Origin of the sequence: Paenibacillus sp. FSL W8-0426 (assembly GCF_037969725.1) — a bacterium.
Classification (GTDB): domain Bacteria; phylum Bacillota; class Bacilli; order Paenibacillales; family Paenibacillaceae; genus Paenibacillus; species Paenibacillus hubeiensis.
Map to the genome: position 1 here is coordinate 667928 of NZ_CP150203.1, position 25567 is coordinate 693494.

A 25567-nucleotide genomic window follows, 5' to 3' on the forward strand; every position below is an offset into this window, starting at 1 on the left:
ATCTATTCCTTTCATTCCCTGAAATGAATAATTCGTGGATGGAACGCAAAAGATAGCGACACCTATAAATATCTCAACGACATCAGATAATGCATAACAGGGGGCATGAGGATGAGCACAACCATGGATTTGCTGTTGAATGAACCGTTTACGGGCAGCATGTCGGCCGACGAAGCGAGGCTAAGATCCATTTTCACAGGCTGTTCGGACATGGTGTTTCATGCGTTTACAACGGCAGCCCACACTCCTGTGTTATGCATTTATTGCGTTGGGCTGTGCGATACGGAAAGGCTCGAGCGCCAGGTATTGGCTCCGCTGCAGCAATCGGCGGCAAATGTCAGGATCACGGTTGGTGCTTCACATGAAACGACACATGGCACGACACATGGCACGACACATGGAACGCCCTCCGCTCTGGAGCATGATGAGACGATGAGGGGTACCAGCACTTCCGAAGCACCCATGTCGTCCGTGGAAATGGTGCATACCATGGGTCAGGCGGTACAGGCTCTTATGGACGGAGGGGCATTGCTTCTCATGGATGGGGAAACCTCGGGAACTGTATATCCGCTATACAAAACACCGAATCGAACGCCGCAGGAACCTGCCGCCGAATCGACGGTTCGCGGAGCACGGGACGGATTCACGGAATCGTTGGACGTAAACTTGTCTTTGGTGCGGAAACGAATCAAAACACCTTCGCTAAAGCTGAAAAAAATGACAGTGGGGGAATATACGAGTACGCAGGCAGCCTTGGTGTACGTGGAAGGCATTATCGATCCTTCCTTATTGAAGGAAGCGGAGTCCAGATTAAATCGCCTGAATCTCAAGGAGGTTCTTGAGAGCCAGTACATCGAAGAGGCGATCATTGACCAGAAACACTCGCCTTTTCCCCAAATGATGTCCACGGAACGTCCGGATGTGGTTGCATCGAATGTGCTGGAAGGCCGCTTTGCGCTGATTGTGGACGGCACGCCCTTCAGCCTGATCGCACCTGTCACATTATTCTCCATGCTGCAATCTCCGGAGGACTATTATCAAGATCAGTACATGAGCGTGTTTATCCGCTGGCTGCGGTATTTATTTTATGTCCTGTCGCTGCTGCTGCCCTCGGCGTACGTGGCTATCACGACCTTCCATCAAGAGATGATTCCAACGGTATTGATGCTGAGCATCGCAAAGGCAAGGGAGGAGATTCCATTTCCGGCACTGGTGGAGGCATTCATTATGGAAATTTCCTTCGAAGCTTTGCGCGAGGCAGGCGTCAGGCTGCCCAAACAGGTCGGTTCCGCAGTCAGCATCGTCGGGGCGCTGATCATCGGTCAGGCTGCGACGTCAGCAGGCATCGTGTCCGCCCCCATGATCATTATCGTAGCCATAACGGGCATCGCGTCCTTCATGATTCCGCGATATGCGGCCAGCATCGTTACGCGTCTGCTTCGTTTTCCGATGATGCTGCTGGCGGGCACACTCGGCCTTACGGGTGTGATGCTCGGCCTGATCCTCATCGTTATCCATTTAAGCAGTCTGCGTTCCTTCGGTGTGCCATATCTGTCTCCAGCAACGCCGACCTCAGTCCGCAGCCTCAAGGATGTCTGGTGGCGCCCTTCGCCCAAAGGTAGTCCGAAATGAATCGGCAGTCGCAGCGGTTTATACAGTTTAATTGCATACAGCATTCATGAAAGGGGCATTTGTTATGCTGACAGACAAAGGCAAAATATCGTCGGCACAATTGGCTTTCATGATTTTCCCGGCGATTCTGGCGACATCCATTTTGTCCGTGCCAAGCATGACGATGCATTTTGCCGGGCATGACATGTGGATTTCCCCGCTGATCGGAGCTGTGGTCGGACTTGCCGTCATCGGCATTTCCTTTGGTCTTCACCGGCTCTATCCCGGGCAAACCATCATGCGGTCAAGCACGCAAATTGCAGGATGGTGGGGCGGTAAAGCAATAGGCTTTATTTTTCTGCTCTATTTGCCGCACTTGACCGGCTTGATCATTCGCGAATACGGCGAGTTCATAGCAAGCAATGCGCTTCCCCGAACTCCGCTGTTTGTCGTGATGGGCACGATGGTTCTGGTGTGCGCGATCAATGTGCGGCTGGGCATCGAAGTGGTTGGGCGAACTTCGCAGGTGTTTGTGTCGATTCTGGTTATTCTGATGTGCCTGATCTTCATCTTGTTAATTGGAGAGCTTCATCTGGGCGAATTGCTGCCTTTCCTGGAGAACGGGATTGTTCCCATATTTAAAGGAGCCGTTGCTCCGGCCGCCTGGTTTAGCGAGTACATCGTGCTTGCCTTCCTGCTTCCCTATCTTGACGGGAAGAAGAATCCGGCCAGAACGATGATGTTTTCGCTTGTTTTGACAACAGGGGCCATGATTGTTACCAATTTGTTCTGCTTGTTCCTGTTGGGGGATTTGACGGACAGCTTTGCCTTTCCGTTTATGATTGCTGCGCGTTACATCACGATTGCCGATTTCCTGCAGCATATCGAGGCGGTTGTCATCGGCATTTGGATTTTCGGCATCTTCGTTAAAATCTCCGTGTTTCTGTACATATTCGCGACGTCCACGGCGGAATGGTTCGGCTTGGATAATTACAAACCGCTCGTATTCCCTCTTGCATTTTTATGCATGGTATTTGCATACTGGTTAGCCTCGGATGGCCTTGGAGTCGCTGGCCTCGTAAGCGCATCGGCCAATGTGTACACGATGTCTGTCCTATTGGTCCTCCCGGCCATGATTTACGGACTTGCACTGCTAAAGAACATGTTCAAGCGGACTCCAAGGGATGGCAAAAAAGCATGAAAAATAACGGGAGATTAAAACGATATGCAATCGTTCTAGTCGGTTTAGGCCTGTTGTTGGCCGGTTGCTGGGACCGGAAGGAGATCAATGATTTGGCGATCGTTCTTGCCACAGGCATTGACTATGAAGATGGCAGAGTGGAGCTGACGGCCCAGATTTTCATTCCCCGCAAAGCGAGTGGAGGAGCGGGCGGAGGCACAGGCGGAGCTGGAGAGAGCAGTCCGAGCGGGGTTACCATGGTGCGGACAGCCGAAGGAAGCACTATTGCCGAAGCATTGAACCGGCTGCAGCGAAAGGTCCCCCGAAACATGTTTTGGGGCCACTGCGAGGTTGTTGTCATCAGCGAAGAGGCTGGAAAACAGGGACTGCGGGAATATATCGATTTTTTGCTGCGATATCCGCAGTTCCGCGAGCACGCTTACGTTTTTTCCAGCGCAGAGCCGACCAAGGAATTATTGGCCCTGCTGGACCCGCTCGAAAGAAGCTCTGCCGAATCCTTGCGGGAGATGGCAAACATGGGGCTGGGCACGCGAGTGACCGTGCTGGATTTGGCCCAGTCCATCGAGGGCCCGAGCCGGTCAGCCATTTTGTCCCGGATGCTCATTCTTCCACCTGATCCTGGGCAAAGCAAACAAACGACGACGCCTTACATCAAAGGCCTGAGCATATACAAGAACGGCCGCTATGTCCGGACCGCCAAAGAGCCGCTTAGCATTGGGATGCTGCTGCTGTCCAACGAATTGAATAATATCATCATGCCGGTTGAATTGGAGCGGGAGAAGGGGGCGTTTTCCATCCGTCCTTTCGAAATGAAAACAGAACTGATCCCGCACGTCAAGGGAAAGGACTGGTCCATGGAGATCAAAGTCCGGTCAAAAGGAGAAGTCGTATTGAACACGACCAACGCCAACTTGACCGACCCTTCCAAGATGAAGGAACTCGAAAAGGCTTGGTCAGACAGGCTGAAGGCATTGGCGGAGGAAGCGCTTGAACTTGCCCAGCACGAGCTGCAAGCCGATCTGTATAAATTTTCGGTCGAATTTCGCAGGCACTATCCCGAGCAATGGAAAGAACGACATCGGCAATGGGACGCCGTTTTCTCGAATCTTGATGTGAAGGTCGACGTCCGCGCTCGCATTGCCCGCACGGGGAAATCGACCGATCCTCAAGGAATTACGGAACAAAGTGCCGACTGAGCACATATCCATATTGGGATGAAGGAGAAGATGCAATGAAATCAGCCTCGATGGTCGGCATCGTGCTGCTGGCAGCGGCCATAGTATATGGGGAGTGGAAAAACACCCCGCAGCGGCGGGAGAGATGGGTGGTTGCAGGCATTATGGCCGGAGCCGTGATTCTGTCCATCGTGCTTCTGCTGCTGCCGGGCATTCCCGGTCCCAGCCAGTTCGTAAAGTTGGTGTTCGGGCAAGTGGACCAATACATGAAATGAACATCGGTACTACATTCGGCGTGATTATGTCATATGCGTCTAAGAATGACGTCTTCGCTGGATAAAAATGTTTTTATAAAAATGACTTGTTTTTTTCCTCAGCGTCTGATATTGTATAACCTGTGATTTTGGAAAGCGGATATATCAACATTGAATCGGAACTTTCCAGCAGATAATTTTTGACCACTCCTCAAGAGTCTAGGCCATACGGACAGCCGGGTCAAATGCCGATTGGCAACGAAATGTTGCCTTATTGATTGAGTTAAAAGCTCAAATTTTATAAGTTGGTTACTTTACAACCAGTGCATCTGCACATCAACTTGTGAAACGGTCAATAAGAGTGGTAAAGGCGAATTATTTGCTATATAGACTCTGATCCAATATTGATATACATGAAGGAGCTTTCCGCCAGGAACATTCTACGGAATTTCTGTGGTCATGGAACGTGACGCCTTTTTAATGATGTATATCGACAAGCAAGTGTGATGATGCGCGATTAGGCCATTTTGCACTTGCTTTTTTTGTTGTGTTAGAAACGGAACTGGGAAAGCTAAATGAACTGGGTTCAAAACAAATCAAAAAAATTCACTTGGGTTAGGAGAATGGAAAATGGGTAAAGCACTAATCATCGGCGCGGGCGGCGTTGCTTCCGTAGCAGTTCACAAATGCGTTCAAAACAGCGAAGTTTTCGAGGAAATCTGCATCGCAAGCCGCACCAAATCCAAATGCGACGATCTTAAAGCCAAACTGGATGGCGGCAAAACAAAAATCACGACTGCGCAAGTGGATGCAGACAACGTTGAAGAGCTGATCGCCCTGATCAATGAATTCAAACCGGATATCGTCATGAACCTGGCTTTGCCTTACCAGGATTTGACGATCATGGATGCATGCTTGGCAACCAAAACACATTACATGGATACAGCCAACTACGAGCCGGAAGATACGGCGAAATTCGAATACAAATGGCAATGGGAATACAAGGAGCGTTTCGAAAAAGCCGGCATCACGGCGCTGCTGGGCAGCGGCTTTGACCCGGGCGTAACCGGCGTATTCTCCGCATACGCGCTGAAACATTACTTCGACGAAATCGAGTACATCGACATTCTCGACTGCAACGGCGGCGACCACGGTTACCCGTTTGCGACCAATTTCAATCCTGAGATTAACATTCGCGAGGTTTCGGCGAACGGAAGATATTGGGAGAATGGCGAATGGATCGAGACAAAACCTATGGAAATCAAACGTGTCTACGACTTCAAAGAAGTGGGCGAAAAAGACATGTACCTGCTGTACCATGAGGAGCTCGAGTCCCTGGCGAAAAACATTCCTGGCCTGAAACGCATCCGTTTCTTCATGACTTTTGGCCAAAGTTACCTGACTCACCTCAAAGCTTTGGAAAACGTGGGCATGACTTCGATCGAACCGATCGAGTTCGAAGGCAAACAAATCATTCCTTTGCAATTCCTGAAGGCGGTACTGCCTGATCCGGCGTCCCTCGGTCCTCGCACCGTGGGCAAAACGAACATCGGCTGCATTTTCAAAGGCAAAAAAGACGGCAAAGACAAAACGTACTACGTGTACAACGTATGTGATCACCAAGAGTGCTACAAAGAGGTTGGCTCCCAAGCGATTTCTTATACAACTGGCGTTCCGGCCATGATCGGTGCTGCCATGGTTATCACTGGCAAATGGAATAAACCGGGCGTATACAACGTGGAAGAGTTCAACCCGGATCCATTCATGGAAGAACTGAACAAATGGGGCCTTCCTTGGGTAGAAGACTTCAACCCGGTTCTCGTTGACGAACTGCCGGAAGAAGCAAAAGAATCGGAGCTTGTACGTTAAGATGCGGTTCGAGCAATTACCGACACCATGTTTTGTTGTTGACGAAGCACTGATCGAGAAAAACCTGAAAATCCTGAACGGTGTCATGCAGCGTACTGGCGCGAAAATCGTGCTGGCTCAGAAGGCGTTCTCCATGACGGCGATGTATCCGCTCATCGGAGAATACCTGAGCGGCGCAACCGCAAGCGGGCTGTACGAAGCTCGTTTGGGCCATGAGGAAATGGGCAAAGAGAATCATGTCTTTGCCCCGGCCTATCGCGAGGACGAGATCGATGAGATCATCTCGATCTGTGACCACATTATTTTCAATTCGTTTTCGCAGCTGGCGAAGTTCAAAGATAAGGCGCTTCAGGCTGGCAGAAAAGTAGGGCTGCGCATTAACCCGGAATGCTCGACCCAGGTCGGCCACGAAATCTACGATCCTTGTTCCCCGGGTTCCCGTTTCGGGGCCAAACACGAAGATTTCCGCGCCGAGCTGCTGGACGGTGTCTCCGGACTGCACTTCCACACCTTGTGCCAGCAAAATTCCGACGATCTGGAGACGACGCTGAACGCGGTGGAAGAGAAGTTCGGACAATGGCTGCCGCAAATGGAATGGATCAACTTCGGCGGAGGGCATCACATCACGCGCGAAGATTACGACATTCCGAGATTGGAAGCCTGCATCAAACGTATGCAGGAGAAATACAACCTGGAAGTATATCTGGAGCCGGGTGAAGCTGTTGCACTGAACGCGGGTTTCCTGGTCACTTCCGTATTGGATTTCCACAGAAACGGCATGGACATCGCCATTCTCGACACATCGGCGACATGTCATATGCCGGACGTACTGGAAATGCCGTACCGCCCACCGCTTGTCGGTTCGGGAGAAGCAGGCGAGAAGCCGTACCTGTACCGTTTGGGCGGGCAAACTTGCCTGTCTGGCGACGTGATCGGCGATTATTCGTTCGATCAGCCGCTGAAAGAAGGCGACCGTCTGGTATTCGAAGACATGGCGATCTATTCCATGGTCAAAACGAATACGTTCAACGGCATGCCGCTGCCAGCTATCGCTGTTCGCCGAAAAGACGGCGATTGCGAAGTGGTTCGCCAATTTGGCTATGAAGATTTCAAAACGAGATTGGCCTGATTTATTTTTTTCATTATACGACTCAGCGCTGCTCAGGCAGAACGGTGGATCAATGATCTCCGACAGCCTGCTTGAGCGCGATCGCATACCAACCGGATTCCTATATAGGGGTCCGGTTTTTTGTTGCAGGTCCATTTTTTCCAGAATTAACAAAAAGTTCACATAGAAGACACATGGCTCCTGTATAATTTTGTATGATAAAGGAATCAAGCTTCCATTCGAAGCTGCTCCATATATACGGGGACAAGCTTTAGAAGGATGGTTTGATTTTTTTACATACCGAACTTTCAGTCCGTATTTAAGCAAAAGCCATTTTTCTGGAGGTGAACGTTTGAATGATCAGTGCAAAAGAAGTGGAAATCGTTGAATATGAGCCTGCCTTCGCTGCTTCCGTCGCAAAAATGTGGAATATGAGCCAGGACAGCTGGGGAGGCGACAGCACGGTCCGGACGGAGGAACAAATCATCAAAGAACACCAAAATAGCCCGTACCTCCACGTTTTTTTGGCCATGGTTGACGACGAGGTCGTCGGATACTGCAGTTTCTCCCATTATAAAGAAGATCAAGGAGCGCTTTATATTCCATTGTTGAACGTGCGCCCGGATTATCACGGCCGCAAAGTCGGAAAACGGCTTATATTGCGCGCGTTGGACGAAACGATCAAACGAGGTTGGCCGCGATTGGATTTATATACTTGGGCTGGAAACACCAAAGCCGTGCCTGCGTACAAAAAATGCGGATTTTTCTGGGAACGGCGGGATGACACGACGCATCTCATGAACCTGATCCCTTCGGTGCTCCAGACCGAGGCCGTGAAGCATTATTTCGATGAACTGGATTGGTATGCCGATAGCCTGCGGGAGATCGTCATCAGCCCGGATGGCCGCCAAGAACGCGGATTCGATTACTTCACTTACGAATGGAGCAAAGGCTCCACTTACCTCAAAATGGAGTACGAGCGCACGGGGCGCGGATTGCGCCTCATTGAAACCGAGGACTATTTAATTGAAGCAAGCATTCCCGAGCAGCATGAGCTTCCGTTTGGCGCCCATTATCCCATCATGTACAAAGCCGTAAACAAAAGCGGCAAACCGCTCACTGTAGATGTGCAGAGCGTTAGCAATGCCGGGATCAGCTTTGACTTGCAGGAGAGCATGAACGTTGAGCAAACCGGAACCATTGAGGGTACTTATTTCGTGCAGCCTGTGGAGGAAGACCAGAATCCCTTCGAAACGCATCCGGTGGTGGAAGCCGAACTTCGGATCAATGGCAAACAAGCGACGTTCAAAATCGGAATTGAGCCCAAGTATCCGGTAAAAATCAAGTTTCATGCCCCACAACTGCCCCTGCATGCAGGCCAAACGTACAACCTTGACCTGACCGTGGAGAACGAATACGCGGCAGATGGCGTGTTTGAATTCGAGCTGCCTTCGGATGGTATTCTCGCCTTCGTGCAGCCGACCGTTCGGATCGCAGTTCCGGCCAAAGGCAGACAGTCGATCGCGGTGAAGGCCGAGCTGCTCGAATATGGTATCTGGCATCATAAGGTAGGCATTTACAGTATAACGGACAGCGAAAAGAAACGGGTTCATCAGCAAAAAACAAGCATCGTTTTTCAGGGGATCCATGCGGCCTTTGGCGGAGAAACGGAACAGGAATGGATGATTTCCAATGGCCTTTATTCGGTCCGGTTAGGAAAATCCCAGCCGATGATCTCGATTTATGGGGGGAACAAAGATGTCATTTCACTTGGTTTCCCAAGCTTTGGTTTGCCGTATAGCGATGCTTTTGAGAAGAAACGGGCAGCGCGCGTTGCTTGGCGGCATGAAGGTGCCATGATCATGGAAGCCGATTATGAGATTGCTTCATTTCATCTGAATCTCACCCTCGTTGTGCAGCTGCATAATAACGGCGTGATCAGCCGTCATTTTATCGTTCGTAACAGCGATGCTGCACCTGAGCGTACGGAACCCATATATATGAAGGAAAAATTTCATTTTGGCTTGGAAGGCGCGATTATTCCGTATCAGGGACAATATGTGGATGCAGGTCAAAGCCCGGATGCCGCCGACAAAGATTATTGGGAACTGACCCAATTCACCGAGAATTGGCTATATGCTAAACAAGGAGACCATACAAGAGGCATCACATGGCCTGAAGGCAGACAGCTCACCAGAGAAAATTGGCTTTACGGACTTGAACATGAACTGGGGCTGCTCCCTGCGGAGAACGTTGCTCAGACCGAACCGATTCGGATCGCCGTGGGGACATGGCAAGATTGGCGCGATTTCCGTGCATTTGCGTTGAAAGGCGAGAAGGACACCGATCTGCATACAACGGCACATCTGGAGCTGATCGTCAACGATCGCAATCCATTTATTCATGGAGAGGCTGCCGCCCGTATTGTGGAACGGAAAAATACACTGTTGGCTGGCGAAATTCACGTTTCGTCTGTAAAGGAAGGCATTGTCCCGGTATCGCAACTCGTGTATGAGGAGGAACAACGCACCGTTGTGGCTTTGCCGTTAAACGCGAAGCCTGCACTGGAGGCCGATATCGTATCCGTCCGGCTTGATATGGAAGATTACGAAGTGAAACGGCATCGTGCGGTATTTCCGGTCACGGGAGACGGCGTAATCCTCCAGACAGAGCCATCGGAGCATGGCGATCTATGCATGGCCGACAATGGCGTTCTGCGGATTAAAGCCAGTTCCGTGTATGCACCGGCGCTCTTCTCTCTGCAATATCACGGGCAAGAATGGCTGGAGTCTTCCTACCCGCAGGCCGGGCCGAAGTCGTGGTGGAATCCATGGACCGGGGGAATTACGGCCGGAATCATCGGCATGTCCGAATCGAGCCTGATGAAGGAACCTCGCGAGGTTTCGTTTGCGGAAATGAAGGATTCGGCGGGCAATGCTTGGTCAGGTATCCGAATGACGGTGAAGGTTACTCATCATGCCAAATATAAGGGGATCACGATGCACCATTACTTCCTTATGCTTCCCGGCGCGCCTGTGCTGGCATCGGTCGTTGGCATCGTTCAGCATACGGGGGCTCCGCTGCATCCGCTGCACCTGATTCATTATACCTCCTGCCAGGCAAGCCGGGATATTAAGGATTGCCGCGTATACGTTCAGGATCAGTCCGGGGAAGGGGTCGTATACAAGGCTGGCCGGGTTCAAATGGAAGTGAATAGCGCCAGCGGCATCATTCAATATGGATCACGGGAAAGGGAGCAGCGCTTGATGACCGTTTCCCATCCCGGATTGGAATCGGTGGAAACCGTAATCAATAATGAGTTATCCTTTTCCGTGAATATCGAAAAATTGTTCGTTCCGGATCGTCAAGGAAAAATGGGCAAACCCCATTTTTGCATCATCTCGGATCTGCCCGCAATGCAGGACGCCTACGCGGATTTGCAGGCCCTTCGTTTCGACGACGCCAACCTGAAATAGAAAGGATTGCATGGAATGAAAATCATTGATGCGCATATTCACTACTCCAACATTGCGGCGTTCAAAGAAACTGCACAGCTGCAGGCATCCATCGAATATACTTCGAAAGGCCTGCTGGAGGAGTTCAGGAACGCCGGCGTGATTGCCGGGGTAGGCATGGGCGTGACGGAAACGGAAGAAGGCTTGTTTCCAGACGCAGCAGCCCGCAATCCGATGCTTCTTGATCTGGAGCCGTTGTTGCCGGATAACATATACACATGCGTCGGCATCAATCCGCTAACCTTGCATCAGGATGGTCAAATCGAAGCGCTGGAGCAATCCCTGCGTTCCGAACGCGTGGTGGGGATCAAGTTATATGCGGGATATTACCATTTTAACGTCGGCGACGAGATTTACGACCCGGTATATCGCTTGGCTTCCGCTTATGAGCTTCCCATCGTCATTCATGGAGGGCTGACGTATTCGGATCACGGGTTGTTGAAATACTCCCATCCGCTCTCGATGGAAGAGACGTTCATGAAACACCGCAACCTGACCTTTATGATATGCCATCTCGGTGATCCGTGGGTGATGGATACGGCGGCTTTGCTCGAGAAAAATCCGAATCTTTATGCCGATCTGTCCGGCTGGATTGTCGGAGATGCGGCAAAGGTGGAACGATTGCAGCGCGAGCAGACGTACGTGGACCATTTCAAACGCGCCATCGTCTTTGCCGAGAAGTATGACCGTCTCGTGTTTGGCACGGACTGGCCGCTGGTTCCGCTTGAACCATATATTCGGTTCGTACAGAACCTGATTCCCGAGCAGCACTGGGAAGATGTATTTTATAACAATGCACTGCGCGTGTTTCCAAGACTTCAGCAGGCACTGGCGTCTAATGAATAGGCAGAACAGGGGTAATTAAAGATCATACCAACGAAACCGGACTCTGGCTTGTGAATGTCCGGTTTCGTTTTTTTGTGGTTCATAACTTGACCTTAGGTCAGACCTAAGGTATATGCTTGATTCGAATCCAAGGAAAACATTAGGAGGAGCAAACGGTGAAAAAGGAGATTACCATTAGCGAGCTTGCAAAACTGATGCGCGTGTCCGTCCATCAGATTCGTTATTTCGAGGAAAAGGGCGTGTTGTTTCCGGCTTACATGGACGACAATCAATATCGCATGTATGGCATGGACGAAATTTATCGGCTCGCACATATTTTGCTGCTGCGCAAAACGGGTTTGTCCGTGCAAGCGATCCGGGATTGGAGCGAAGAAGGAACCCCGGACGATATGCGGCGGTTGCTTCGGCAGTCTCTTTCCAGGATGGAAGCCGAGATGGAGCGATTGCGAACATTAAGCGGTTTTATCCACAAATTGTTGGACGAGAACGAGCGTTATGGGCAGGAGGCTTCTTTCTTCGAAGTTGTTCAGCGTGATCCATCTGTTCTGTCCTCGTGGTTCGAAACAGACATCGAGGCGGATGTCGATGCGCGCATGTTAGCCCAGCGGGCCAATCCGCTGCCAGAGCTGTTTGAAACGGACATTCATTACGTATATGAGGGAGGCCATCGCGTACGGCTGTGCACGGAAGTGCAAGACACGGACGGGGACGTGGTTCTCCCGGCTGGCGAATATTTGTCCTACAGGTTCTCGATTCATGACGAAGAAGGCCTGCAGCAACATTTTGACCAATTTCAGGACTTCGCTGACCGCAGCTCCCTTGTTCTAACCGGGCCGCAAATCCTTGTGGAGAGGTCGTATCTGTCACTGTTCACCCAAGAAAGCATACATTACGAGCTGCTAGCGCGAGTTGATCGCAGCGGCGGTGACGTTATGGAGCCCGGCACAGCACATTCATGGCGTGGTTGTTCGGCGAACGAGAATGGAATGAGATGATACATGAAGGTCTGGATTACTCGCAAGAAAGGAATGCAAAGACACATGAAAAAGAAATGGGGAATCGCGTTGTTGAACAGCTTATTTGCGCCAAGGAACATCACGCCAAAGGGGTACATGGATGAAATCGCAGATTTCCTGCAAAACCTTCATCCACACCAGAAAGTGCAGCCGTGAAACCGGATGTTCCGGGAACTTTTGATACGGGGAGGGATAGGATTTGAAACCGAAGCCGCCGAACGGAAGGATTGTCGGTCTGGATTTGGCGAGAGCCATTGCCATCATCGGCATGATCATCGTCAATTATAAACTGGCCATGGGAGCACAGGATGCAGGCCCGAATTGGTTGAGGATATCAACAGGGCTATTTGAGGGCAGGGCTTCCGCGCTGTTCGTGATCCTCGCCGGAATCGGGGTGTCGCTTATGACGGCCCGGGCGAGGACTTCCGGAAATGAGGAGCTGTTGAAGGCAAGCCGGAAGACGTTATACCGCAGGGCATCCTTTCTTTTCGTTGCTGGAATCAGCCTGCTGGGAATCGGCTGGAGCGCGGACATTCTGCACTACTACGCCTTATTTATTGCCCTGTCGGCGCACTTTCTCCGATTATCGGACAAAAAGCTGCTTGGATGGATGGTTTTTGTTCTTATAACAACGTGTTTTCAATTATTATATTTCGATTACAGTTACGGCTGGTCAGCGGATTACCATGAATATGCCGGGCTGTGGACATGGCCTGGATTCGTTCGCAACCTGCTGTTTAACGGATTCCATCCGTTATTTCCGTGGTTGGCGTTTTTTCTGCTCGGGTTGTGGCTCGGCCGGAAGGACTGGCTTATAAGGAAAGAGCCAAGAGGCCGCTTGCTCACAATTGCCGCGAGTACTGCGGTAGTGACTGAGTTCTGCTCCGGCTTTCTCGTTCGGAAATTGTCGTCTGGTTTGGGAGCTGAAGCGGCTCAGGCGCTGTTCGGCAGCAAACCAATGCCGCCAAACCTGATCTATGTCTTTGCCGCGGCCGCATGGGCACTGACTGTGCTTGCATTATGCATTCAATTGGCCGAGCAATGGAAGGACAGGAAGTCGCTCCAAGTATTGGCCAGCACGGGGCAGCTCTCCCTTACACATTATGTGGCCCACGTCGTGATCGGACTTGCCCCGTTTCAACTGCTGGGCATATTGGAGAATGGCAGCGTCATATTGTCGACCATTCATGCTTGCCTCTTTTACGCTGCCGCTGTCGCCTTTTCGGTGTATTGGAACAAACGCCATAGTCGCGGTCCGCTGGAGCTCTTGATGCGGAAATGGGAGTGACGGCAAAGAAGGGCACAGGGCTAACAAGACTAACCTTGACAATCCGTGGACAAACGGCTTGACTTGGAACGCGTTCCAGCCTGTACACTGGCCTTATGGAGCGTAATCGTCTGGTCGTCTTTTGGATCATGGAGACACTATGCTGCCATATCGCGTCTCAGAAGGGGGAAGTGCATTCATGAGTCAGGACAAGCGCAAAATCGTATTTATCGATATCGACGGCACCTTGGTCGGGGATGACGGTATCGTGCCGGAGTCGGCACAGCAGGCTTGCCGTGCCGCGCGGGAGAATGGACATTTATTATATTTGTGCACAGGGCGTTCCAAAGCCGAAATTTACGACGCCATATGGGACATCGGGTTCGATGGACTGATCGGCGCAGGCGGGGGATATGTCGAGATCGCCGGCACGCCGCTGTATCATAAAAAAGTGCAGCCGGAAGACGTACGCCGGATGGTCGATTTTTTCAACGAACACGATGTGGACTTTTATTTGGAATCCAACTCGGCCTTATATGCGAGCCGCAACCTCAAGGCCCGGCTGGAAAAGCTGATCTACGGCGATGTCGGGAACGATCCGGCGGCCCGCGAAAAAATGGAAAAAACGCCGCACCCGTTCATCGCGGGCTTGACGTATGGCGAAAGCGACTTGTACAAGGATGACGTCAACAAGGTGTCTTTTTTGGAAAGCCGGGTACCTTTCGAGCAGATTAAGAAACAATTTGCAGGTCAATTCGAGGTCATCCAATGCACGGTGCCGATCTTTGGCAAAGACAGCGGGGAGATGATGATTCCCGGCATTCACAAGGCGGTGGCCATCGCCGATTTGCTGGAGCACCATGGTTGGTCCGTGGAGGACACAATGGCGATCGGAGACGGCATGAACGATGCCGAGATGCTCGAATTTTGCAGCGTGGGCATCGCCATGGGCAATGCCAAGCCGGGGCTCAAGGAAATTGCCGACGATATTACGGACACGTTGGATAATGACGGGCTGTACAACAGTTTTGCGAAATATGGCCTGATCTAGTCTGAAATAGACATCTCAAAGAACCGTGACGGACGCGATGGTCATTGTCACGGTTTTGGGGACTTTGTCCCAGGCAGGGGATAAACCTCTTAATCGCTCATCGTTAAGCCCGTTAACCTTTCATGAGTTGAACGTTTGCGGTAATAGATGCCGATGGTCAGCAGGACAAGCATTTCGGACAGCGGCACTGCCAGCCATACGCCGGTAACCCCGGAAAATGCGGGCAGGATCGCGATCAGCGTAACCATAATGATCATTTCGCGCGCGGCCGTAATCCAGATGGCCATTTTGGCGTTGCCGACGGACTGGAAGTATGTGCTCATGACGAAGTTAATGCCCATGAACAGGTAAGCAAAGGTAAAGATACGCAGTCCATAAACCGCGTTGTCCATCACGTTCGCGCTGAAACTGCCGAAGATCTGCACAAAAAAGGATGCGCCGATCTGTACGACGACGAGCAGCAATACGCCGAACCCCAGCGCCGTGCCGGACGCGATCCGCAGCGTCAGCTTGACCCGGTCCAACTGTTTGGCACCATAATAATAACTGACCAGCGGCTGCGCCGCCGAAGCCAAGCCGAGGAAGGCCAGGAGCACGACGCCATGGATGTAGTTCAGCACCGTAAAAGAGGCGACGCCGTCCGTGCCTGCCAGCCGATCGAGCGAAACGTTATGGGCGACGGAAAAGACGGACATGCCCAATTCTGCCAAAAAGCTCGGGAACCCGATCAGCACGATGGCCATCAGCCATTTTTTGCTCCATTTGAAGCGAGTGAACTTGAGATGATTGTTTTTTCTGAGAAAATGGGTCAACAACACGAGCAGCGCCAAGGACGCGGAAATGATCGTACCCAGCGCAACGCCGCGTACACCCCATTCCAATACGTACAGCATGAGGTAATTGATGGCGATGTTTGCCGCGGCAAAGGTTATCTGCGCGTACATCGATGTTCGCGGACCTCCGTCGTTGCGCACGAAAATGGTCAATGCGTTTTCGATGGTGAACACGAATCCGAACAACAGGATGACGTTCATGTAATCGGCCGCATACGGGAACGTTTCCGCATTGGCGCCAAGCGCGTAGACCAGCTGCTCCCTCAACGAGAAGGCGGTCAGCCCGATCGCTGCAGTGGCGATCAGAATGATCAGAATGGATTTCGTGAAAATCCGTCTGGCGGAGAGAAGCTCTTTCTCTCCCATATAGTTGGAGTACAGCGTTGCGCCGCCCATCCCGATCCATAGCGACATGGCTACGAACAGCGTATAGACGGGCGAGGCGATGCCGATGCCTGCAAGCGCGGTGGAGCCGAGTTTGTGCCCAACCATGATGCCGTCGATAATAAAGTTGAATGCGATGACCAGCATGCCCAGGATGGAAGGCACGAGGTAGCTCAGGAAAGCTTTCTGTACCGATTGTTTTTCCAAGGGATGCGTCCATGTCGTGTTCATGATGACCTCCATTATTAAACTGAATGTTCATTCTGTTTATATTTATACTGAACGTTCGTTCTGTATTTTAGCATATTCAAATTTGAAGTGCAATTGTTCGAAATGTCTGCATTTTTTGTGGTAGAGTCAGGATAGAGTCCAAATGGTTGGAAAGGAACGAAATGATTATGAAAGAAAACAAGTATGATGAACCTTCCTTCTTCGCGAGTTATAGTGAAATGCCTCGTTCCAAGGAAGGATTGGAGGCAGCGGGTGAATGGCATGAGTTGCGCACCATGCTGCCCGTGCTGGCCGGGAAAAAAGTGCTGGACCTCGGCTGCGGTTTTGGCTGGCACTGTCGCTATGCGCGAGAGCAAGGGGCAGCCTCGGTGGTCGGCATTGATTTGTCTGAAAACATGCTGCGGCGTGCACGCGAATTAAGCGGTGATTCTGGGATTGAATACCGACGGATGGCTATTGAAGACGTAGGTCCAGAACTGGGGACGTTTGATGTAGTGATCAGTTCTCTTGCCTTGCATTATGTACAGCACCTGGCCCCCGTGTATGCTCGCATTCGGGAGTGCCTTCATCCCGGCGGGTGGTTGGTGTTATCTACCGAACATCCAATCTTCACTGCTCGCGCGGAGCAGGATTGGCATTACGGTCCACAAGGAGAACTGCAGCATTGGCCTGTCGATCACTATCAGGATGAAGGGGTGCGTGAAACTCATTTTTTGAGCGAACCGGTCCTGAAATATCACCGTACGCTAGCGACACAGTTGAATGAACTGATCCAGGCTGGCTTTGAGATTCGTCGGGTAGAAGAGTCCAAACCTTCACCTGAAATGATGGAGCGTGTGCCGGGCATGCGAGACGAGAATCGTCGTCCGATGTTTCTGATGATTGCTGCGACCAAATCATGAATTGTGTAGTTTGTATTTATGTCGGCTGTTTGCCGACCTTATAGGCCAGCATGTTCCGTATTTCGGATGGCTGGTCTCTTTTTTTTCTCAACGGGAACCGAAAGAGCTGCGCTGCAGTCTTATTGAATGAGGTGAATGCCAGTTGGATGTTCAATTTTTGGAGCAGGCCAGAGAGATCGACAATCACACGCTCAGCCAGATCATGGACGAGTACGGGAACGACGTGTGGAACTATGCCTACTTTCTGACGAGGAGTGCCGAACAGGCAGATGAGCTTTCGCAGGAAGTGTTTATTCGGGCTTACTTGGGCATCTCCCAATTTCGCGGGCAATGCTCGTTGAAGACATGGCTGCTGACCATAACCAGAAACACGACCTTTACATACCGAAAATCGAAGTTTTTTCGCAGCAGCCAGTGGGGAGGCATTTTGCCGATGGAAAACGGAGAAGCGGAAAGGGGCGGATTAATGTCTATTCCCGAAATGCAGGCGCATCCCTCCGCAGAAGCTGAAGCCATTCGGCGGGAGCATGTGCATGAAATCTGGGATGTGGTCATGTCTTTGCCGGACAAATTCAGGGAGCTGCTGCTGCTCCATCTGAAGTATGAACTGACGCTGGCCGAAATTGCGGAGATGCTGGACATCAGCATCGGGACGGCCAAATCAAGACTGTCGCGCGCAAAAGCGAAAGTACGGAAACGATGGGAGGAACGAGACGAATGAAGACAGGGAAGCGTGAAGAATGGGAAGAGGTGCTGAAGGGTGAGCCATTTGCAGGATCAGCGTTTACGGAACGCCACAAGCAGAGCGTGCTGCAGCGGGTAGCGGGAACGAAAGCAATTCAGGGACAAAGCGATGTCGATTCACCGTTTACCAAAAGCATGGAGAAGCTGAATTTGCCTGGTCCACGCAAAAGTCGCAAAAAAGGGTGGGTCGCAGCCATAACCGCAGCTGCCGCGGCGGCAGGGATTTTATTATGGAACGGACAGTACATGGAGTCTGTCGTTGAACGCCTTTATCCCGCTTCAGCCCTTTTATTGGCAGATGACGTGAATAAGGAGCTCCTGACCGAACCGATGAAAAGAACGATTGCCGTTACAATGAGGGATTATTTGGGCAAACAATTGGAAGTGACTATGGTAAGGGACGATACGGCATTTCCGAATGACTCGCATACCATTTACGTGCAGGCCGGGCAAAAAACAGATCACAATTATGCGGAGTTCTCAATTGATGCGGCTACCGGGGAAATGCAAAGCTGGACCCTAAGGGGGCAAATGGATGTCAGCCAGCTCGAACCCCGTTATTTGAGCCAGATTCCAGCCCTTCTCCAAGGCATAGGCAGTGACGGAACGATGAAGCCTTTGCAGGTGGACCGCTCGGCGCATATGTCCCCAAGCGAGGATGATGGGCAGCCGGAAGTGATGACTCTCGTAAAACTCGGAAATGAAAATGGTAAAGTCGAGGGGAGCATCATCTGGCAGCAGGATGAGGTGATATATGTTTCCGGGTCCATTGATCTTGAGAGAGCACCCAAAGAAGCCGTGGTTCGTGCCGAGCAAGCCGTTGAGGCGTACTGTGGTTACTCGGCGTTGCCATTAACAAGTATTGCGTACAATAAAAATATGCAGGACCATTGGAGCAAATGGGATCTAACCTTTGGGGAACGCTATCTTGTAACCTTGTTTGACGGAAAGTATGGTAAAGATGCTGAGGTCTCCATCTATGATATGGCATTGCATCCTGCGTTCAATAGCGATGCAAGGGAAGAAGCAAAGACCGACCAAGGTAAACAACGACTTAGGGATGTCCCTGAATCTACGATCAGGGAAGCCGCCGAGCCGATCATTAAAAACATGTTTCATGCGCCTTTGGAAGAATACAGCTTTTCTCAGGATGCGGACCATCCGGGACAAGGCACCTTTAAACTAGAGCAGGGAAACCAAGTTGTGGATGTGCTTCGCATAAGTTACGATGCCGAAGGCCGAATCACTTCACTCTCACGAAACCGCGAATGAACCTGATCTTGTGGTACAATTTTCTTAACAGGTTGGAAGTGAGTGCAATAAGGAGAGATTGGATCGATGAAATATTTAGTGAGCTCTTGTCTCGCGGGCGTTGCTTGTCGTTACAATGGTACGGCGAGTCTGGACGAGAAAATTCAAGAACTGGTGGAACGGGAAGAGGCTAAGATGCTGTGTCCTGAATTGCTTGGCGGTTTTTCGACCCCGCGGGAACCGGCTGAAATTATCGGCGGGAACGGCAGGGACGTGCTGGCAGGCACGGCCAAGGTGATCGAGAAGAGCGGCACCGACGTCACGGAGCTTTACGTCAAAGGCGCTTACGAAACGTTGGACTGGGCCCGGAAGCTCGGCGTGACCTGCGTGGTTCTGAAAGAGTTCAGTCCGTCTTGCGGCTCGCAGATAATCTATGACGGCACGTTCGGCAACGAAAAGATTCCGGGCGAAGGCGTGACAGCTGCTTTGCTTCGTCAGGAAGGGTATACTGTCATTTCCGAAAATGAATTTATGGCTGACCTATGAGCCAGTCGGTTTCAAAGGCCGTAAAGTATCAAAACATATACCTGGTAACATCAATGTGCGTACTTTCAATAAGGCATGATTCATTTTAGAATGATACTGTATCCCAATGAAACTGTACCCCAATAGATTAAAGGATGTGGAGAAAGTGGAATCGACGACACCATTAAATAGAAAAGAAGAAATTTTGAAGGCGTACCATTTCCGGCACGCGACCAAACGTTTTGACCCGAATCGCAAAATTTCGAAAGAAGATTTCGAATTCATTTTGGAAACGGGGAGGTTATCCCCAAGCTCCGTCGGCTCCGAGCCTTGGAAATTCGTCATCGTGCAAAATCCGGCGCTGCGCGAGCGCATGGTCGAGTTTTCGAGCGGCGGCAAAGGGCAATTCCCGACTGCGAGCCATCTCGTCGTTTTCCTGGCGCGTACGGACGTGCGTTATGACTCGGCGCATCTGGAATACATTTGCAAGGAAATCAAAGGCATGGACCAGGAAACCTATGAGCGCATTCCGGCAGCATACCGCACGTTCCAGCAAAACAAAGGCATTCTGGACAGCGAGCGGACATTGTTCGACTGGGCGTCCAAACAGACGTATATTGCGCTGGGCAACATGATGACCGCAGCAGCCCTCATCGGCATCGATTCCTGCCCCATCGAAGGATTCAATCAGGAGGAGACCCGCCGCATCTTTGCCGAGGAAGGTTTGCTGGAAGACGGCGTATGGGACGTTTCCGTCATGGCGGCCTTCGGGTATCGTGCAGAGGAACCGAAATACGGCAAAACGAGACAGTCGCTGGAGCAGGTTACGCACTGGATCGAATAAGCACCAGCATTCTTTATGTTTATGGAAGATAACAATACCTCCCAATCGTCCGCATCAAGATGGTTGGGAGATTTATATGAATAAGCTGCTTGAAAATGAATAGATATCTATGTATAATGAGGGCATGCCAAAATATAATGCAATCTCAATGATATCCCGGATCAGGGACCACGTGAACAAACGCATCGTGCAAGAACTGGAGCAGCAGGGCGTGAATGGCATAGTGCCATCCCATGGGGATATCCTGATCTTCCTTTATCGGGAAGAGGCCCTGTCCATCAAAATGCTGGCCGAGCGGGTTCATCGTACGCAGCCCACCGTGACCGTGCTTGTCAACAAGTTGGAGAAGCTGGGTTTCGTGGAGCGCAGCAAGAGTGCCGAGGACAGCCGGGTGACGATGATCCGACTGACTGAACAAGGAAGAAGGCTGGAGCCGATCTTCGTGCAAATTTCCGAACAGATTAAAGAGATGGTATACGGCGGTTTGACGGAAGAGCAAGCGGAACAGCTGGAAAACTTGCTCGGCAGCATCCTTCGAGAGATGTAATTTTTTTTGGTTATAAACATAGATGTCTATGTTTTGTAGGTGCAGATTTGAAACAAAGGCATGCTTTGCGGGGATTCATCCCGAAGAAGATGCGCACGCTATATGATAAATCATTTGAACTAATGGAGGGAATACTCATGAAACATCTGATCGTATATGCACACCCGCACACGGACAGCTTCAATAAAGCCATTCTGAATACTACGGTAGATGTATTGGAATCCAAGGGGCACGAGGTCGTCGTGCGCGATCTGTACGCGCTGAACTTCCAACCTGTATTGAAAGCCGAAGATACCCTAGCCATGCGTGCGGGACAGACACCCGAGGATATCGCTGCCGAGCAAAAATACATCACGGATGCAGACGTCATCACAATGATCTATCCTATATGGTGGACAGGGCTTCCGGCTATCATCAAAGGGTACATTGACCGCGTGTTTGCTTTTGGTTTCGCGTATGGAGCAAATGAGACGGGCATCGTCAAACTGTTGACAGGCAAAAAAGGGTTCATCATCAACACGCACGGTACACCGAAGGAAATTTATGACCAGATCGGCATGACAGACGCCTTGAAAATGACTTCCGATACAGGCATCTACGACTTTGTCGGTATCGAACCTGTTGGGCATATCCTTTTGGGCGGGGTCGGCAACGTGGACGAAGCGGCTCATGCAGCCATGCTGGAAGAGGTAAAACAAACCATTCAGGCTGCCTTCTAATCGAGGAGCAATACCTGTACAATAAAGAGATCAAAACATTGGGGCTATCCTGCGGAGGGTAGCCTGTTTGCCATAAAAGTTTGCAAATTAATCGAAAGGGGGTATAATCGTACCCATGGAACCAATACTCATTTACAAAGCATTGTCGAACGAAACGCGCAGACAAATTTTGGAGTGGCTCAAGCAACCGGAGGAGCACTTCTCGCCAGCGGAGCTGTCTACGCATCCCGATGGAGGGAAGAACGGAATCTGCGTGGGGACCATTCAGATGAAGGCCGGTTTGGCCCAGTCCGTCATATCCAGCTATCTGCTTACCATGCTCAAGGCTGGGTTGCTGTTGTCGGAGCGAAGAGGCCAATGGACCTACTATCGCCGCAACGAGGAGACCATCCGCGAATTTGCCGAATATGTGCAGCACAAGCTGTAAGCCGTACGCCGGAACGGAAGCACCCATGCTGGTGCGTAAGGGATTTCCGTCCGGATGCAGACGGCAGCGTGAGGAATATCAACTGCACTGGAAAGTTGTTTTTTTGCACCAATATATCTATATATCTGAATATACGAAATAACAATTCGGAAAAGGAGATTCGATATAATGACTACCGAAACCAACGGTTCGTTCAATAGAAAAACGATTCATGACGTTAAACTGTCCATTCTGGACCTTGCCCCGGTTACCGAGGGAGCGACGCCCGCAGATGCGCTGCGGAACAGCCTTGATCTGGCGCAGCACGCCGAACGCTGGGGTTATCACCGCTATTGGGTGGCAGAGCATCACAACATGCCGGGCATTGCCTCTTCCGCGACTTCGGTCGTCATCGGTTACCTCGCCGGCGGCACCAAGAGCATCCGTCTCGGATCAGGCGGCATCATGCTGCCGAACCATGCTCCGCTCGTCATCGCCGAGCAATTCGGCACGCTGGAATCGTTGTATCCGGGCCGGATTGACCTTGGCCTGGGACGCGCCCCGGGAAGCGACCGCCGCACAACGCTGGCGCTGCGCAGAGAGCTGAACAGCGGAGAAGATTTCCCGGAACTGCTCGCTGAACTTAGAGCTTATTTCGATGCATCGGCCACTTCCTATCATGCCCCGGTACGTGCCGTTCCTGGCGAAGGGCTGAACATTCCGATTTATTTGCTGGGTTCCAGCGATTTCAGCGCACGCCTGGCCGGAAGACTCGGATTGCCGTTTGCGTTTGCGAGCCACTTCTCCCCGGATTATACCCGGGTAGCGATTGAAGCATACCGCAGCAGCTTCCAGCCTTCGGACGTCTTGTCGAAGCCTTACGTCATCGCCGGCGTAAATGCCGTGCTGGCCGATACGGACGAAGAGGCGGAATGGCTCAGCACCACGCTGCTGCAGCAGTTCCTGAACATCATCCGCGGCACCACGGGTCTGGTCAAACCGCCAGCCGACATGGAGGGCAAATGGACGGATCGCGAGCAAGCGGCGGTAGCGCAAACGCTGAAAGCCGCGGTCAAAGGAGCGCCGGACACCGCGCGCGGCCAATTGGAACAGTTCATCGCCCAGACACAGGCGGACGAACTGATCGTGACGTCGATGATCTATGATCATCAGGCACGACTTCGTTCTTACGAACTGCTGGCCGGGCTGGCAGGCAAAATCTGATGAACTCTGCATTACGCGGCCCGTCTCTTTGGAGGCGGGTCTTTTTGATGCTTCTTTATGTCCGGCGGGCAGCTGCCCGGGAGGTATTTTTTTCAAAAGAGGAGAATGGGCACAAGACGCATTATGGGGTAAACTGGTAAGGGACGTTTCTTTTTGAAACGATCGAACGGCTGCCTTCGTATATACAGAAAGGTTTTTTGCATATGTTGGTTCGGACAACGTCTTCTTTGCGGGAACGATGTGAAGAAGCCTTTTTCGGCCTGAATTATGGGAGGATACATAAGAAAGGAAGACTTGCCTATGGAGCAACCACGCGTGTGGCCTGACCGATTCAAGCGATTTTTTCTGAATAACAAGTTTGTCCTGTTTCTGCTGGTTTTGTTGCTGATCGGACTGAATGTGATGGTGCTGAACAAAGTATCCTTCGTCCTTCATCCGTTTGCGGTACTTCTCAAAACGATCGTGCTGCCCATTATTTTGTCGGGAATTCTGTATTATCTGCTGAACCCGATCGTGGATCTGATGGAACGCTGGAAGATCGGTCGGGGGTGGAGTATCCTGATTCTTTATCTGGCCATTGCGGGCGTGCTCACGGTCATCATTTTGGCCGTCATTCCGGTGCTGCGCAATCAAATCATGGGGTTGATCGCCAACTTTCCGACGTACAGCGAGAACGTGCGCGTACAATTCGAGGAATTGACGGGCAGCCAGCTCTTTTACCAGCTGCAGGATGCCGTCAATTGGAATTCGACGGACTGGTGGAGCACCGTAACGAAGAAGGCAACCGAGATTCTGAACCATACCTGGACGCGTATTGGCGGGTTCCTGGGTGCGTTTACCGAAGTGGTGCTGTCCATCGTCACGGTTCCGTTCATCCTGTTTTATCTGCTGAAGGACGGCAAAAAGCTGCCCGGCAAAATTTTGTCCTTCCTGCCTGTCCAAAGCCGCCCCGGCGCGATGCACGTACTTCATGACATTAACCATCAGATCAGCTCGTTCATTCGCGGACAGATCATCGTCAGCTTCTGCATCGGCGTTCTGCTGTACATCGGTTATATGATCATTGGACTGGATTATGCACTCATTCTGGCCATCATCGCTTCGTTTACGAGCGTGGTGCCTTATCTCGGACCGGCCATCGCGATTACGCCTGCGTTGATCGTCGCCTTGGTGACTTCGCCGGTGATGCTGCTGAAGATGGTGGCGGTATGGACGATCGTGCAGTTGATCGAAGGCAAATTCATCTCGCCGCAAATCATGGGCAAAACGCTCAAAATTCACCCGATCACCATCATTTTCGTGATCCTGACTTCGGGCAACCTGTTCGGCGTCGTCGGCGTACTGCTTGCTGTTCCGGGGTATGCGGTGCTGAAAGTCTGCGTATCGCACGTATTTAACTGGTTCAAGGATAGATCCGGACTGTATGATCCGAAAGACGGCAACCCTGTTTAATTTTATTCGAACAACGGTGCCCTTATGAAACAAAAGCCCCCGCCAATCGGCTGATAGCCGAAGGGCGAGGGCTTTTGTTTGTTTCGCAGGCCGGCAGAGCCTAGCCGTGCTTGATATGCTGAAGCGTCTGCAGGAAAATCTGCTCGATATGTGTATCGTCCAGAGAATAAAACACGGTTTTGCCTTCTTTACGCCGTTTGACAATCCGCATGTTGCGGAGGGATCGCAGCTGGTGCGAGATGGCCGATTGTCCCATATCGAGCAGTACCGTCAGATCGTGCACACATAATTCCTTCTGCAGCAGTGCATCAATAATACGTAGGCGCGTCGGATCGCTGAACGCCTTGAACCAATCTGCCATTTCGGAAGACGTTTCCCGATCAATCAGCGAGGCACGAATGCCTTGCATATCCGCTTCTGTGCCGAAGCAGGTTGCGTCGCATTCAGCCGGGGCTTTGACTGGTTGTTCCATTTCTATCACCGCCTATGTTAACAACTATACATTCATTATATCCAAAAAACGCCTAAAGCGAAATCATTACTATTAGCATAATTTGGTTGGAAAATCAGCTCTCTTTGGTTGACACATATG

24 protein-coding genes are annotated in these 25567 nt (G+C 51.2%); 22 read left to right on the forward strand and 2 right to left on the reverse strand.

The genetic code is table 11. The features are described from left to right. Positions 1-111 precede the first annotated feature (111 nt). The 12 genes from MKY59_RS03105 to MKY59_RS03160 all read left to right on the forward strand — a co-directional run bounded on the left by MKY59_RS03105 (position 112) and on the right by MKY59_RS03160 (position 14913). Positions 112-1632 carry a spore germination protein gene (locus MKY59_RS03105; protein ID WP_339275934.1) on the forward strand — a complete coding sequence of 507 codons (1521 nt, stop codon included), beginning with the start codon at positions 112-114 and terminating at the stop codon, positions 1630-1632. Positions 1633-1696: 64 nt separating this feature from the next. Next, on the forward strand, positions 1697-2812 hold the full coding sequence (locus MKY59_RS03110) for an endospore germination permease (protein WP_339275935.1): 1116 nt from the start codon (positions 1697-1699) through the stop codon (positions 2810-2812). Continuing rightward, positions 2809-4008 (forward strand): Ger(x)C family spore germination protein, encoded by a 1200-nt coding sequence (locus tag MKY59_RS03115; RefSeq protein WP_339275936.1) that lies wholly within the window; start codon positions 2809-2811, stop codon positions 4006-4008. Before MKY59_RS03110 ends, MKY59_RS03115 begins: the two co-directional genes overlap by 4 nt. A 35-nt stretch (positions 4009-4043) precedes the next feature. Continuing rightward, positions 4044-4262: a hypothetical protein gene (locus MKY59_RS03120; protein WP_236420736.1), complete on the forward strand. Its 219-nt coding sequence runs from the start codon at positions 4044-4046 to the stop codon at positions 4260-4262. A 609-nt stretch (positions 4263-4871) separates the two neighbouring features. After that, positions 4872-6110 (forward strand): saccharopine dehydrogenase family protein, encoded by a 1239-nt coding sequence (locus MKY59_RS03125; protein ID WP_236420737.1) that lies wholly within the window; start codon positions 4872-4874, stop codon positions 6108-6110. Between the two features lies 1 nt (position 6111). Then, positions 6112-7239, forward strand: a complete 1128-nt coding sequence (gene nspC / locus MKY59_RS03130; RefSeq protein ID WP_236420738.1) for a carboxynorspermidine decarboxylase — start codon at positions 6112-6114, stop codon at positions 7237-7239. A gap of 335 nt (positions 7240-7574) precedes the next feature. After that, complete coding sequence (locus MKY59_RS03135) at positions 7575-10694, forward strand: GNAT family N-acetyltransferase (RefSeq protein WP_339275937.1); 3120 nt, start codon at positions 7575-7577, stop codon at positions 10692-10694. A 15-nt stretch (positions 10695-10709) separates the two neighbouring features. Beyond that, the gene (locus MKY59_RS03140; protein ID WP_339275938.1) at positions 10710-11579 is read left to right on the forward strand and encodes an amidohydrolase family protein; all 870 of its coding nucleotides are present in this window, start codon (positions 10710-10712) and stop codon (positions 11577-11579) included. A 155-nt stretch (positions 11580-11734) separates the two neighbouring features. After that, positions 11735-12574, forward strand: a complete 840-nt coding sequence (locus MKY59_RS03145; protein WP_339275939.1) for a MerR family transcriptional regulator — start codon at positions 11735-11737, stop codon at positions 12572-12574. A 45-nt stretch (positions 12575-12619) separates the two neighbouring features. Continuing rightward, a complete protein-coding gene (locus MKY59_RS03150) occupies positions 12620-12751 on the forward strand; it encodes a hypothetical protein (RefSeq protein WP_339275941.1) in 132 nt (43 codons plus the stop codon). Between the two features lie 43 nt (positions 12752-12794). Beyond that, positions 12795-13883 carry a DUF418 domain-containing protein gene (locus MKY59_RS03155; RefSeq protein WP_339275943.1) on the forward strand — a complete coding sequence of 363 codons (1089 nt, stop codon included), beginning with the start codon at positions 12795-12797 and terminating at the stop codon, positions 13881-13883. A 178-nt stretch (positions 13884-14061) separates the two neighbouring features. Next, entirely contained in the window at positions 14062-14913 is an 852-nt protein-coding gene (locus MKY59_RS03160; protein ID WP_339275945.1) for a Cof-type HAD-IIB family hydrolase, read from the forward strand. 89 nt (positions 14914-15002) lie between these two features. Here MKY59_RS03160 and MKY59_RS03165 read toward each other — a convergent pair whose 3' ends face one another. Beyond that, entirely contained in the window at positions 15003-16361 is a 1359-nt protein-coding gene (locus MKY59_RS03165; protein WP_339275947.1) for an MATE family efflux transporter, read from the reverse strand. 167 nt (positions 16362-16528) lie between these two features. On the opposite strand from MKY59_RS03165, the gene MKY59_RS03170 reads away from it, so the two are divergent. The 10 genes from MKY59_RS03170 to MKY59_RS03215 all read left to right on the forward strand — a co-directional run bounded on the left by MKY59_RS03170 (position 16529) and on the right by MKY59_RS03215 (position 24975). Continuing rightward, positions 16529-17263 carry a class I SAM-dependent methyltransferase gene (locus MKY59_RS03170; RefSeq protein WP_236420743.1) on the forward strand — a complete coding sequence of 245 codons (735 nt, stop codon included), beginning with the start codon at positions 16529-16531 and terminating at the stop codon, positions 17261-17263. 142 nt (positions 17264-17405) lie between these two features. Next, on the forward strand, positions 17406-17984 hold the full coding sequence (locus tag MKY59_RS03175; RefSeq protein WP_339275948.1) for an RNA polymerase sigma factor: 579 nt from the start codon (positions 17406-17408) through the stop codon (positions 17982-17984). Then, complete coding sequence (locus MKY59_RS03180; RefSeq protein WP_339275950.1) at positions 17981-19279, forward strand: hypothetical protein; 1299 nt, start codon at positions 17981-17983, stop codon at positions 19277-19279. The genes MKY59_RS03175 and MKY59_RS03180 overlap by 4 nt, the downstream gene beginning before the upstream one ends. 66 nt (positions 19280-19345) lie before the next feature. Next, positions 19346-19804 (forward strand): DUF523 domain-containing protein, encoded by a 459-nt coding sequence (locus tag MKY59_RS03185; RefSeq protein WP_339275951.1) that lies wholly within the window; start codon positions 19346-19348, stop codon positions 19802-19804. Between the two features lie 145 nt (positions 19805-19949). Then, a complete protein-coding gene (locus MKY59_RS03190; RefSeq protein ID WP_339275952.1) occupies positions 19950-20627 on the forward strand; it encodes an NAD(P)H-dependent oxidoreductase in 678 nt (225 codons plus the stop codon). A 172-nt stretch (positions 20628-20799) separates the two neighbouring features. Next, on the forward strand, positions 20800-21174 hold the full coding sequence (locus MKY59_RS03195) for a MarR family transcriptional regulator (protein ID WP_339275954.1): 375 nt from the start codon (positions 20800-20802) through the stop codon (positions 21172-21174). Positions 21175-21311: 137 nt separating this feature from the next. Continuing rightward, entirely contained in the window at positions 21312-21893 is a 582-nt protein-coding gene (locus MKY59_RS03200; protein ID WP_339275956.1) for an NAD(P)H-dependent oxidoreductase, read from the forward strand. Positions 21894-22008: 115 nt separating this feature from the next. After that, positions 22009-22320: an ArsR family transcriptional regulator gene (locus tag MKY59_RS03205; protein ID WP_236420754.1), complete on the forward strand. Its 312-nt coding sequence runs from the start codon at positions 22009-22011 to the stop codon at positions 22318-22320. A gap of 168 nt (positions 22321-22488) precedes the next feature. Further along, entirely contained in the window at positions 22489-23523 is a 1035-nt protein-coding gene (locus MKY59_RS03210; protein ID WP_339275958.1) for an LLM class flavin-dependent oxidoreductase, read from the forward strand. A 300-nt stretch (positions 23524-23823) separates the two neighbouring features. Continuing rightward, on the forward strand, positions 23824-24975 hold the full coding sequence (locus MKY59_RS03215; protein ID WP_339275960.1) for an AI-2E family transporter: 1152 nt from the start codon (positions 23824-23826) through the stop codon (positions 24973-24975). Between the two features lie 100 nt (positions 24976-25075). On the opposite strand, the gene MKY59_RS03220 is transcribed toward MKY59_RS03215, so the two are convergent. Beyond that, on the reverse strand, positions 25076-25447 hold the full coding sequence (locus MKY59_RS03220) for a metalloregulator ArsR/SmtB family transcription factor (RefSeq protein WP_236420757.1): 372 nt from the start codon (positions 25445-25447) through the stop codon (positions 25076-25078). Positions 25448-25567: the final 120 nt, after the last annotated feature.

What these genes read in the sequence shown, in the direction of transcription:
- MKY59_RS03105 (WP_339275934.1), top strand. Translation starts at nt 112, where the DNA reads ATGAGCACAACCATGGATTTGCTGTTGAATGAACCGTTTACGGGCAGC.
- MKY59_RS03110 (WP_339275935.1), top strand. Translation starts at nt 1,697, where the DNA reads ATGCTGACAGACAAAGGCAAAATATCGTCGGCACAATTGGCTTTCATG.
- MKY59_RS03115 (WP_339275936.1), top strand. Translation starts at nt 2,809, where the DNA reads ATGAAAAATAACGGGAGATTAAAACGATATGCAATCGTTCTAGTCGGT.
- MKY59_RS03120 (WP_236420736.1), top strand. Translation starts at nt 4,044, where the DNA reads ATGAAATCAGCCTCGATGGTCGGCATCGTGCTGCTGGCAGCGGCCATA.
- MKY59_RS03125 (WP_236420737.1), top strand. Translation starts at nt 4,872, where the DNA reads ATGGGTAAAGCACTAATCATCGGCGCGGGCGGCGTTGCTTCCGTAGCA.
- nspC (WP_236420738.1), top strand. Translation starts at nt 6,112, where the DNA reads ATGCGGTTCGAGCAATTACCGACACCATGTTTTGTTGTTGACGAAGCA.
- MKY59_RS03135 (WP_339275937.1), top strand. Translation starts at nt 7,575, where the DNA reads ATGATCAGTGCAAAAGAAGTGGAAATCGTTGAATATGAGCCTGCCTTC.
- MKY59_RS03140 (WP_339275938.1), top strand. Translation starts at nt 10,710, where the DNA reads ATGAAAATCATTGATGCGCATATTCACTACTCCAACATTGCGGCGTTC.
- MKY59_RS03150 (WP_339275941.1), top strand. Translation starts at nt 12,620, where the DNA reads ATGAAAAAGAAATGGGGAATCGCGTTGTTGAACAGCTTATTTGCGCCA.
- MKY59_RS03160 (WP_339275945.1), top strand. Translation starts at nt 14,062, where the DNA reads ATGAGTCAGGACAAGCGCAAAATCGTATTTATCGATATCGACGGCACC.
- MKY59_RS03165 (WP_339275947.1), bottom strand. Translation starts at nt 16,361, where the DNA reads ATGAACACGACATGGACGCATCCCTTGGAAAAACAATCGGTACAGAAA.
- MKY59_RS03170 (WP_236420743.1), top strand. Translation starts at nt 16,529, where the DNA reads ATGAAAGAAAACAAGTATGATGAACCTTCCTTCTTCGCGAGTTATAGT.
- MKY59_RS03180 (WP_339275950.1), top strand. Translation starts at nt 17,981, where the DNA reads ATGAAGACAGGGAAGCGTGAAGAATGGGAAGAGGTGCTGAAGGGTGAG.
- MKY59_RS03185 (WP_339275951.1), top strand. Translation starts at nt 19,346, where the DNA reads ATGAAATATTTAGTGAGCTCTTGTCTCGCGGGCGTTGCTTGTCGTTAC.
- MKY59_RS03200 (WP_339275956.1), top strand. Translation starts at nt 21,312, where the DNA reads ATGAAACATCTGATCGTATATGCACACCCGCACACGGACAGCTTCAAT.
- MKY59_RS03205 (WP_236420754.1), top strand. Translation starts at nt 22,009, where the DNA reads ATGGAACCAATACTCATTTACAAAGCATTGTCGAACGAAACGCGCAGA.
- MKY59_RS03210 (WP_339275958.1), top strand. Translation starts at nt 22,489, where the DNA reads ATGACTACCGAAACCAACGGTTCGTTCAATAGAAAAACGATTCATGAC.
- MKY59_RS03215 (WP_339275960.1), top strand. Translation starts at nt 23,824, where the DNA reads ATGGAGCAACCACGCGTGTGGCCTGACCGATTCAAGCGATTTTTTCTG.
- MKY59_RS03220 (WP_236420757.1), bottom strand. Translation starts at nt 25,447, where the DNA reads ATGGAACAACCAGTCAAAGCCCCGGCTGAATGCGACGCAACCTGCTTC.